We start from the raw sequence: 10,267 nt of genomic DNA on the forward strand, positions 1-10,267 counted from the left end.
GGCTCCGTCGCGGCACAAGCGGATTAGCGGTGCGCCGGCTTGCCGAGACCGACCCCCGGAACAAGGCTAGGGTGCTCACTCTGCGCACACGCAGGCGGCACTCTTCGGGTTGCCCCGGTGCCGCGCCCGGGTGTCACTCGCCCCGCGTCGCCACCAGCCTGGCCGCGCGGATCCGCGTGTCCGGGCCCTCGGAGAGGGTGAGCAGCTGCGTGACCCGCAGCGGCTTGCCATCCGGCGGGACCATCGTCACCACGGCGCGGACCACTCCGCCCGGATGCTCGGCGAGGTCGTCGACCCGGACGGTGTCCATGGCGCTCCAGGCGCGGACGAGCTCGGCGGCCTCCCGGCCTGCCGGCGCGGGGTCGAGCAGGGCCAGCGCCTCGCGCGGGCGCTCGGCGACGAGTTCGTAGAACCGCCGCACGGTGCTGATCCCGTCGGCGAACGGCTCGGGCTCGCTGTGCGCCGCCGGCTGCGCGGGCTCCCCGTGCGCGGCCCGCAGGGCGATGCGGTCGCCGTCCGCCGGCTGCCCGGTGGGAGTCGTGGCGGGCTCGGCCGGGTCGGCGTCGCCGACGGCCGCGGGCCGGACGTGCGGTACGGACCTGCGCTGTGCGGGCAGGACGAACCCGCCGAGCGCGGCGACGCCGGTGATCTCCGGCCGCTCGGCCGGGTCGAAGGAGCGGTCGCGGCCGTGGTCGTCGGCGAGGAGGGCGGCCGCCGCGATCGACCCGACGAGCAGGGCGATGGCGACGATCAGGCCGATCAGCTTGGCTCTCCGGGCGAAGGCGGGTTCCGGTTCGTGGGGCGGCGACGGCTCCTTGCGCCGGAGCCGCAGCGTGGGCGGAGGCAGGTATCTCCGCGACTCGCGAAGGACGGCACGCAGGTGCTCGTCGTCGACCGTCTCGTCCGCCGGGAGCTCGTCGTTGTCGACGTCCTCGGCGGGAACGGTGATTCCGCGTCCGGTGTCACGCCGGTCGTGCACGGCAGGTCCTCGTCTTCACGGTGGGGACGGCGCGGCCGTGTCGGCCGCGGGCGGTCGTGTCTGGTTCGTCTTGTGGACGACGGGTTCGTCTCTGCGCAATAGGTAACCCGTCCGCTCGCACGCGGACCAGTGGTTGTCGGTGGACTGTCGTGGAAATACGACGAGCGGCATTCGTTGTCACCCACCTAGAGCAACTTTCCGCCGCCTGCCGCGCTGCACGTGCAACGGAATGTGCGGATTACCTGTGCATCCGCAGGTGAAAGCGTTGTTCGGGGTCGTCCGAATGCCGCGGAGAAGCCCCTACCGGCCATCGCTTTCGATCTTGTCGCCGTCGCCGAAGTACAGTTTCCGTGTCTCTTCGGTCTTCCGGCCGTCCTTCCAGGTGACCTCGACCGTGTTCACGGTGAAACCCTCGTGCTGGTCTACGTAGACCTGCTTGACCACGAAGTACGCGATGGCGGCGTACCTGCGGCGCAGCCCGTCGGGCCCCTGCTCGGCCAGTTCGCCCGTGGTCAGCTCGTGGGCGGCCGCCGGGTCCTCGGTGACGGTGTTGAGGAAGTCCTGGGAGCGGGCGCCCATCTTCTCGGCGTTGTGCCGGGGGAAGAGGTAACGCTTGTTCGCCGTCGTGGTGGGCGCGGGGGTGACCGGCGGCTTCCGCGGCACGGCCGTGGTGGGCGGCGGGGTGGGGCGCGTGGTGCTGGTGCCCTGCGGGGTCGAGCGGCCCGGCGCGGGCGCCACGCCGCCCTGCGGGGGTCCGGAGGACCAGCCGTCGGTGGCTCCGGCCTCGTCCGACTCGGTGCTCGCGGAGGCGCTGGTCGTGGCGGTCGTCGTGGCGGGACCGCTCGTCGGGTCGGCGGTGCCCTCGACGTAGTACTCGCCGGGCAGCAGCGGGGCGCCGCCGTGCCGGTCGGTCCAGCCCTCGATGGCCCTGCCCTCGTTGTGCGGCTGGCTCACCAGCATGGAACCCGCGACGAGCATCGAGACCACCACCCCGCCGGAGGCGAGGCTGGCGAACCACGCCGCCTTGCGCCACGTCCGCGGCGGCGTCACCGACGCGGGCACGGAGCCGAGGTCGAAGTTGCCGAGCCCGTCGGCCGGGGGCGCCACGTACACGCGGGCCTCGTCGTCGTCGGACTCGACCCTCGCCTCGGGGGGCGGGGCGGTGAGCGAGACCTTGGTGCGCCGGACCGTCGGCTGCTCCGAGAGCGCGGTGAGCGCGGCGGGTGCCGCCGGTGGCTCGGAGCCGGGCCCGGGCCCCGCGGACCCGGCGGGTTCCGGGCAGGCCGGTGCGACGGGTTCGGTCGGCTGGGTCGGCTGGTCCGGCATGCCGGACGGTGGCAGCGGCAGCTCGCCGTGGGTGGCGCCGGCTGCGGGATCGGGCTGGGAGACGGGCAGCGACCCGCTGATCGACGACGCGAGCGGGTCGGTCGGGAGGCCGGCGTCGTGGGTGTGCCGGTGCAACCGCTGCTGGGCGGGAACGGCGGGCGTCCAGGTGCCCGCCGCCTGCGCACGGCGGTGCCTGCCGTGGCGTGGCTGCTGTCGTGCGGGTGTCGCGGAGAACCGCTCGGTCTGGTCGCCCCTGCCGCTCATGCCTGGTGGACCCCTCCCCGAGCGCCACCTGACGGCATTCCGGCCCGGTTTAAGCCGATTGGCCCAGCGGGGTCATGAGCATCTGCACGGCACGATGCACGTGCGCGGCGGTCTGCCGCGCGCGAACCGCACCTGAGAGCCCTCACCCGGACCAGAGTAGGTGGCATACGCCGCGTTCGCGTCTCCGGGGCGGCAAGTCCGGCGGGATATCACTCCTCTGGGCGCATCCGAATGGGGAGGGGCCAGGAGTGCGTGTGGTATCGGCCGTTCAGCCGCCGCTGCGATAGCGCTCCTGGGTGGAGCGCAGTGCCTTCGTGGCCACCGAGCCCGCCCCGACCGCGAGCGCGATGCCGAGGATGTCCAGCACGGGACCGCCCGTGGTGAACAGCAGCGCGAGCAGGGCGGCCGCGGTCGTGCCACCCGCGACCGGCCACCGGCCGCGGACGTACTCCGCGACCGGTGCACCGCCCGCCCGCTTGTTCGCGGCGCTGCCGAGCAGCGCCAGGTACCCGGCGTGGCCGAGGGCCGCCAGCAGACCCGCGATCGCGATCACCGCCGCGATCACCCCGACGATCGTCTCCATGACACCAGTGTGCCCGTGGCGGCGCTCCGGCGGCTCGGGGATGTCCCTGAGATGGCCCCGCACCGGCGCGTCGCGCTCAGCGGCCGAGCCTGCCCCGGCCCAGGTTCAGCAGCGCCATGGCGAGCTGGCGTCCCTCGGGCCCGAGCTCGCGGTAGCGGGCGAGCACGTCCATCTCCCGGTTGTAGACGATGCGCGGGCCACCCGCGGCCATCCTGGCCGCGCCGATCGCCTTCGACACCTCGACCCTGCGCTTGACGAGCCGCAGGATCTCGGCGTCCAGCCAGTCGATCTCCTGGCGCAGCGCGTCGATGTCCTGCGGCAGGGTCTCCCCCTGCTCGCCGGCCTCGTGGGTCTGAGCGTTCATCTGGACCTCCGGTCGGTATCGGGTCCGGTGGCGGCCCCAGAGCCGACGAAAGCCCCGGGTCCGTGGACTCCGGGGCTTGCGGTGATGGCGGTGTGCGCGCTACGCGACCACGGGAGCCGGAGTCCGGATCCCGTAGAAAAATCGAAAGCTGTCGTAGCGCACGCCCCGATTATGGCACACGCCCGCCGGGTGCGGACGCCGCGGCAAGCCACGGCACCAACGTCGGAGTCCCCAGGTAGCGTGAACCCACGATGAGCACCCTCTTCGACCTCCCCCCGGAATCCAGCAGGCACGCCGATCTGCTCGACGATCTCAACCCCGCGCAACGTGCGGCGGTGGAGCATCGCGGCACGCCGCTGCTCGTGGTCGCGGGCGCCGGATCGGGCAAGACCCGGGTGCTCACCAGGCGCATCGCCTACCTGCTCGCGGAGCGCGACGTGCACCCGGGCCAGATCATGGCCATCACGTTCACCAACAAGGCGGCCGCCGAGATGCGCGACCGCGTGAGCGAGCTGGTGGGCCGCCGGGCCAACGCCATGTGGGTGTCGACGTTCCACTCGATGTGCGTGCGGCTGCTGCGCAGGGAGGCGAAGACGCTCGGCATGTCGTCGAACTTCTCGATCTACGACGCCGACGACTCGCGCAGGCTCATCACGCTCGTGGCACGCGACCTGGACCTGGATCCCAAGCGGTACCCGGCGCGGGCGCTCGCGGCGCACCTGTCGAACCTGAAGAACGAGCTGCTCGACGCCGACTCCGCGGCGGGCCGCGCGGCCAACGACTACGAGCGCAGGGCCGCCGAGGTGTACGCGGAGTACCAGCGCAGGCTCGCGCAGGCCAACGCGATGGACTTCGACGACCTGATCATGCGCACGGTCGAGCTGCTCCAGGTGTTCCCGGACGTCGCCGAGCACTACCGCAGGCGGTTCCGGCACGTGCTCGTCGACGAGTACCAGGACACCAACCACGCGCAGTACACGCTGGTGCGGGAGCTGGTCGGCACGGAGGTCGCCGAGTCCGGGGTGGAGCCCGCCGAGCTGTGCGTCGTCGGCGACGCCGACCAGTCGATCTACGCGTTCCGCGGCGCGACGATCCGCAACATCGAGGAGTTCGAGCGCGACTTCCCGAGCGCGCGCACGATCCTGCTGGAGCAGAACTACCGGTCCACGCAGACGATCCTGTCCGCGGCCAACGCGGTGATCTCCCGCAACCCGAACCGGCGGGACAAGCGGTTGTGGACCGATTCCGGGAACGGCACGCCGATCGTGGGCTACGTCGCCGACAACGAGCACGACGAGGCCGCGTTCGTGGCGGGGGAGATCGACGCGCTGGCCGACCGCGGCGACGCGAAGTACTCCGACGTGGCGGTGTTCTACCGCACCAACAACCAGTCGCGGGTCTTCGAGGAGATCTTCATCCGCCTCGGCCTGCCGTACCGGGTGGTCGGCGGGGTCCGCTTCTACGAGCGGCGGGAGGTCCGCGACGCGCTGGCGTACCTGCGGGTGCTCGCCAACCCCGAGGACACCGTGAGCCTGCGCCGGATCCTCAACGTGCCCAAGCGCGGTATCGGCGACCGCGCCGAGGCGGTGGTGGCCACGCACGCCGAGCGGGAGCGCATCTCGTTCGCCGCCGCGCTGCGCGCTGCGGTCGCCGGGCGGGTGTCCCTGCTCAACCCCCGCTCGCAGAAGGCGATCACCGCGTTCGTCGAGCTGCTGGACGGCCTGCACGAGCTGGCGGACTCGGGCGTGCCGGTGGCGGAGGTGCTCGAGGCCGTCCTCGACCGCACCGGGTACCGCGCCGAGCTGGAGGAGTCGGACGATCCGCAGGACGCCTCGCGCCTGGAGAACCTGGACGAGCTCGTCAACGTGGCACGGGAGTTCGCCGAGTACGCCGAGAGCGTGCTGGCGGCGGAGGCGGAGGCGGATCAGGACGCGAACCCGGCCGACCCGGCCGGCACGCCCGAGCCCGGTTCGCTCGCCGCGTTCCTGGAGCGGGTGTCGCTGGTGGCCGACGCGGACTCGATCCCGTCGCCGGACGACGACGGCGCGGACGGCGCGGACGGCACGGACGGCGAGGCGGACTCCGGCGTGGTCACCCTGATGACCGTGCACACCGCGAAGGGCCTGGAGTACCCGGTCGTGTTCTGCACGGGGTGGGAGGACGGCATCTTCCCGCACCTGCGTGCGCTCGGGGAGCCGAAGGAGCTGGCCGAGGAGCGCAGGCTGGCCTACGTGGCGATCACCCGGGCGCGCGAGCGGCTGTACGTGTCCCGCGCGCTGATGCGCACGGCGTGGGGGTCACCGATGGCCAACCCGGCGTCGCGTTTCCTCGACGAGATCCCCGCCGACCTGGTCGACTGGCGCCGCGAGGAGCCCACCGGGGGTGGCGGAGGCGGCTCGCCGAGGGCGGCGACGACCTGGGGCCGCCGGTCCGGGTTCGGCGGCGACTCCGCGCAGGCCGGGATCGCGGCAGGCGGCATGCGCACGACGTCGTTCAAAGGCTGGAAGGACGACTGGAAGAACACCGTGGCACTCAAACTGGACGTCGGTGACCGCGTCAGCCACGACAAGTACGGGCTGGGCACCGTCGTCGCCACCGAGGGCAGCGGACCGCGCGCCACGGCCACCATCGACTTCGGCGCGTCCGGCACGGTGCGGCTGATGCTCATCGGCAGCGTGCCGATGGTCAAGCTGTAGTTCCTTCGGGTGAAGCGGCGAGCAGGCCGCTGTTTTGTCGGACCCCCGCGTTACTCTTCGGTTCGAACACAAGTTCGAATGAGGTATGGGGAGGTGTCGACATGCGTCTGCCGGTGAGCTCGGCGCGGCTGTCGGTGGGCCGGTTCGTCGTGGCCCTGGTGCGCGCCCTGGGTGGCCCGCCACGCGCGGTCCCCGCCCGAGGGTGGTGTCCGGGCGTGGCGAGCCGTGGCCGGTGCGGGCGCCGGTGAGCGGCGTGCCGCCGGGGCGTCAGATGTAGACGCCCCGGTTGGCCAGCCAGGCGCGGGGGTCGACCTTCTGCCCGTCCTCCGAGGTCCAGACCTCGAAGTGGAGGTGCGGGCCGGTGGACTGGCCGCGGTTGCCCATCTCGGCGATCTGCTCGCCGGCCTTGACGCGGTCGCCGACGGACACCGAGTAGCTGTTGACGTGCCCGTAGACGTTGATGGTGCCGTCGTCGAGCTGGACGCGGACCCACAGGCCGAAGCCGCTGGCGGAGCCCGCCTCGATGACGGTTCCGTCGGCGGCGGCGACGATCGGTGTCCCGACGCTGTTCGCGATGTCGATGCCGTAGTGGGTTGTTCCCCACCGGGCACCGAAGCCGGAGGTGAACACGCCCTGCGCGGGGGTGACGGTCTTGGGCCGGGCGGCTTCCTCGGCGGCGCGGCGAGCGGCTTCCGCCTCGCGCTGGATCCGGGCCTTGGTCACGGCCGCGCTCTCGGTGAGCTTCTGCACCTCGGCCGACGCGTCGGCGGTGCGCGTGACGGGCAGCAGCTCGGGGGCGCCCGTGCGTGCGTCACCACCCATGCCGAACGAGGCGCTGGCGTCCCGTGCGTTGGCCAGCGGAGTCACGCGGTCCGCATCGGACCGCTCGCCAGAGGTGGCAGCGGCTTGCAACGTCTGACCGGCGGCGGCTGCTGCGAAGGCACCGGCGGCGACCGCCGCGACGACGACGCGGCCGCGGAGGGCCGACGAAGGCGCGGGGAGCCGATGTGATCCCCGGACACGAACAACCGCACCGTCCAGTGCTTCTTCGAGTGCCGGGGAAGGAGCTTGGCCGCCGGGGGAGCGGTGTCGAGCCAAGACAGGGGCCTTCCGTTACTCGGGGAGCCAGATCTCGGACGCCGGGCGGGGGATCCCGGTGAGCGGTTCGGGGGCGACCGCTCGATGGCTTGCCGACCTGGGGGAGGTTTGCTCGCCATGTCCTTTCGTGACCTGACCGTAATGGGGACCGGGGGACAGTAACGAAGAGGCACCAGTGCGAGCAAGATCCGGGGCGCGTGTCGGCCGAACGGGGCTGCCGGTGCCGGCCTCGGTAGCCGGAATGAGTCAAGGTAGGAGGCGTATTGCTCCATTCGGTGTGACTTGCGTTACATTCGCGCAACCGCGGGTTTGGCGGCCCGGGACGCGGCGTACTCCGTCGGGTTGAGGTGCTCCCGGCCCTGGTTTCGGTGTCCGCCGCCCGGGGTGCGGCGGCGAACGGCATCCCGGCGGCGGTTGCTAGCGTCGGCACGGTCATCGAATCCGGACCGGCGTGAGGTGAGTCGATGAACGGTCCCGCCCGGCGGGCGCCGGCAGCTCCGGTGGCCGGGGCAGCCGTCGAGGAAGGACGGCGTTGAGCACCCGCGCCGCCCCGGCCGCCGACCGGCGTCCGGCCACGTTGATCGCCGCTCTCGGTGTCGCGGCGCTCGCGTCCGCGCTCCTGGCCGCGGGCTCCCTTCTGCCCGTCGTGGAAGGCGGGCGGCCCGGCTTCGCGAGCGGCCCCCTGCTGGTGACGCTGGCGGTGCTGCCGCTCCTCGCGGCGGGCGTGCTCATGCTGCGCGGGCGGCACGGCGCGTCGGCCGGGGTGCTGGCGGGCTTCGCCGCCCTCGCACCGGGCAGCGCGGTGCTGGACCTCCAGTTCGCCACCGATCCCTCGGCGGCCGTGCGGCCCGAGCTCTACCTGCCGTCCGACCTCGTGGAGCACGCGCCCGCGGCGGGCCTGTGGCTGCTCGTCGGCGGGCACCTGGCCGCGGTGGCCGCCGGTGTGCTCGCCGTGCGGGCCAGGGACCGCAGGGCGGACGCCGACCGGCCGGAGGAGGAGCCGGGCGCCGCGGAGCGCTGGCGGCGTCGGTGGCTCCTGGTCGCCGTCCTGGCCGCGGTGGCGGCCGCGTTCGGGCTGCTCATGGCGCCCGTCGTGTCGACGGACGTCTACCTGCTCGCCCGTAACGCGTTCGAAGGACCCGCCGTCGCGCTCACCGGGTACCTCCTCGTCGCCGCCGCGCTCCCACTGGCGGCGGCGCTCGCCATGACCTCGGGCGCGGGCGACTTCGCCAGGGGCTGCCTCGCCGGCCTCGCCGTGGCGGTGCTCCTCCTCGCGTTGCCCAGCCTGGTCGCGGGCGTCACGGTGCCGGTCGCGGAGCTCAGTGCCGGTCCGGTCGTGGCCGTGCTCGGCGCGGCCGGACTGCTGGCGGTCGCGGGCACCCCGCGGCTGGCCGGGCCGGCCCCCGAACAGGCCGACGACGAGGCGGGCGGAGCCGCCGTGCCGGGCAAGCGCCGCCTGCGTGCGGCGACCGGCGCACTCGCGGTGCTGACCGCGGGGGTCGCCGTCGCCGGTTCGGTCACCGCGCAGCTGGACTCGGCCACCTCCGGGCCCGCCCCCGAGAGCCCCGCCCGCGACCTCCTGCTGTGGGCCGGGGTGCTCGTCGGCATCCTCGGCGCGGCGATGTTCGTCCGCAGGCTCGCGGTCGTGGTCCGGCCCGTGCTGTCGGTGGCCTGGGTCGGCGTGCTGCTGGCCGGAACGGCCGTGCTCGACACCGCGCTCACCGCGGCCAGCGTCCAGGGCCCGTTGTCGGCGGGTCCCGGTGTGCTCTGGACGTGGCTGGCGCTGTGCGCGGCCGTCGTGACCGCGTGCTGCTCGGCGGTCACCGGTGTCGTGGAGCGGGAGGACGAGGGCGACATCAACGGCGCCCAGCGCGGCGCCGCCGGCTCCGGGGCGGTCGAGGGCAACCTGCTGCTGCCGCTGGGCGCGGCCGCCGTGCTGTCGGTCGCCGCTCTCGGCCTGCCCGTGGTCGCCGCGCCCGACTACGTCGCGGCAGGGCTGTGGTCGGACTTCCGGGCGCCGTCGTGGGGCCTGCTGGCGACGGCGCTGACCGTGGTCGGCGCGCTCGCCCTCGCCCCGCGCAGCCGCCCGGTGCCCGCCGCGGGAATGCTCGTGGGCGCGGCCGCGGTCCTCGGGTTGCACGCCGCGGCCCTGCCGCTCAGCGGTGCGTACATCGACGGTGCCACCGCCGGAGCCGGGTTCTGGCTCGCGCTCGCGGCCGTGGCGGCGCTGCTGGTGTCCGCGGGTGTCGCCGTGGCGGGCAGACTCCGGGGTACGCGGTCGTGACCGGAGGCCGTGCGGTGGCCCGGATCGTCCTCGTCGAGCTCGGTGGGCCGTGCGCGGAGGCCATCGCCGTCGCCAGGGCCCTCCGCGACGCGGGGGCCGAAGTGATCCACGCCGGGGTCCTGCACACCCCCGCCGCGGTGGCCGCCACCGTGGAGCAGGAGGATCCCGGCCTGGTCGGTCTGGTGCCCGCCCCCGGCACCGGCCGGGCGCTCGCCGACGCCGTGGCCGCTGCCGTGCCCGAGACGCGGGTGGCGGTCCTCGACGCCGGTGATGACGTCGTCGACTGGGTGAAGGACGGCGCGATCTGCGCCACAGATCCCAGCTCAGGGGGTTGCCGGTGACCGAGTTCACCGGATGCGGGGGCCGCCGCGACCATCCGGGTCGCTAGGGTCGTCTGCGTCCGGCAGCACGGTTTGCAAAACCACAGTGGCGTGTGTCGTCAGGAGACTGGAGTAGTGGACCTCTACGAGTACCAGGCGAAGGATCTCTTCGCCGCCCACGGCGTGCCGGTACTGCCCGGCGCCGTGGCGAGCAATCCGGAAGAAGCACAGGCCGCCGCCGAGAAGATCGGGGGCCAGGTCGTGGTCAAGGCTCAGGTGAAGACGGGTGGCCGGGGTAAGGCCGGTGGGGTGAAGCTGGCGCAGGATCCGGTTGAGGCTCGGGAGCGGGCTGA

Annotated in this window: 9 protein-coding genes; 4 read left to right on the forward strand and 5 right to left on the reverse strand. The window is 73.4% G+C overall.

The genetic code is table 11. The features are described 5' to 3' along the window. Positions 1 to 133 precede the first annotated feature (133 nt). From B0I33_RS27815 to B0I33_RS27830, 4 genes are all read right to left on the reverse strand, one after another. The gene (locus B0I33_RS27815; protein WP_106182041.1) at positions 134 to 979 is read right to left on the reverse strand and encodes a hypothetical protein; all 846 of its coding nucleotides are present in this window, start codon (positions 977 to 979) and stop codon (positions 134 to 136) included. A gap of 300 nt (positions 980 to 1,279) precedes the next feature. Next, positions 1,280 to 2,569, reverse strand: a complete 1,290-nt coding sequence (locus B0I33_RS27820; protein WP_181193472.1) for a hypothetical protein — start codon at positions 2,567 to 2,569, stop codon at positions 1,280 to 1,282. A gap of 268 nt (positions 2,570 to 2,837) precedes the next feature. Further along, complete coding sequence (locus tag B0I33_RS27825; RefSeq protein ID WP_106182043.1) at positions 2,838 to 3,152, reverse strand: hypothetical protein; 315 nt, start codon at positions 3,150 to 3,152, stop codon at positions 2,838 to 2,840. Between the two features lie 76 nt (positions 3,153 to 3,228). Continuing rightward, positions 3,229 to 3,516 carry a chorismate mutase gene (locus tag B0I33_RS27830; RefSeq protein WP_106182045.1) on the reverse strand — a complete coding sequence of 96 codons (288 nt, stop codon included), beginning with the start codon at positions 3,514 to 3,516 and terminating at the stop codon, positions 3,229 to 3,231. Between the two features lie 251 nt (positions 3,517 to 3,767). On the opposite strand from B0I33_RS27830, the gene pcrA reads away from it, so the two are divergent. Next, positions 3,768 to 6,212, forward strand: coding sequence for a DNA helicase PcrA (pcrA, locus tag B0I33_RS27835; protein WP_106182046.1), 2,445 nt, complete (start codon positions 3,768 to 3,770; stop codon positions 6,210 to 6,212). A gap of 267 nt (positions 6,213 to 6,479) precedes the next feature. Here the strand turns inward: pcrA and B0I33_RS27840 are convergent, their stop codons facing one another. After that, positions 6,480 to 7,310, reverse strand: a complete 831-nt coding sequence (locus B0I33_RS27840; RefSeq protein WP_106182048.1) for a M23 family metallopeptidase — start codon at positions 7,308 to 7,310, stop codon at positions 6,480 to 6,482. Positions 7,311 to 7,842: 532 nt separating this feature from the next. On the opposite strand from B0I33_RS27840, the gene B0I33_RS27845 reads away from it, so the two are divergent. The 3 genes from B0I33_RS27845 to B0I33_RS27855 form a co-directional block, all read left to right on the forward strand. Continuing rightward, positions 7,843 to 9,594 (forward strand): hypothetical protein, encoded by a 1,752-nt coding sequence (locus B0I33_RS27845; protein ID WP_106182050.1) that lies wholly within the window; start codon positions 7,843 to 7,845, stop codon positions 9,592 to 9,594. Further along, a complete protein-coding gene (locus B0I33_RS27850) occupies positions 9,591 to 9,935 on the forward strand; it encodes a hypothetical protein (RefSeq protein WP_146147571.1) in 345 nt (114 codons plus the stop codon). The genes B0I33_RS27845 and B0I33_RS27850 overlap by 4 nt, the downstream gene beginning before the upstream one ends. Before the next feature lie 114 nt (positions 9,936 to 10,049). Further along, positions 10,050 to 10,267, forward strand: a 218-nt coding sequence (locus tag B0I33_RS27855) for an ATP-grasp domain-containing protein (protein WP_181193473.1), incomplete at its 3' end; no start/stop codon positions are given.

Source organism: Prauserella shujinwangii (assembly GCF_003001955.1).
Classification (GTDB): Bacteria; Actinomycetota; Actinomycetes; order Mycobacteriales; family Pseudonocardiaceae; genus Qaidamihabitans; species Qaidamihabitans shujinwangii.

Excerpts from the sequence above, each read along its gene's own strand:
- B0I33_RS27825 (WP_106182043.1), bottom strand. The coding sequence starts at position 3,152 with ATGGAGACGATCGTCGGGGTGATCGCGGCGGTGATCGCGATCGCGGGT.
- B0I33_RS27830 (WP_106182045.1), bottom strand. The coding sequence starts at position 3,516 with ATGAACGCTCAGACCCACGAGGCCGGCGAGCAGGGGGAGACCCTGCCG.
- pcrA (WP_106182046.1), top strand. The coding sequence starts at position 3,768 with ATGAGCACCCTCTTCGACCTCCCCCCGGAATCCAGCAGGCACGCCGAT.
- B0I33_RS27820 (WP_181193472.1), bottom strand. The coding sequence starts at position 2,569 with ATGAGCGGCAGGGGCGACCAGACCGAGCGGTTCTCCGCGACACCCGCA.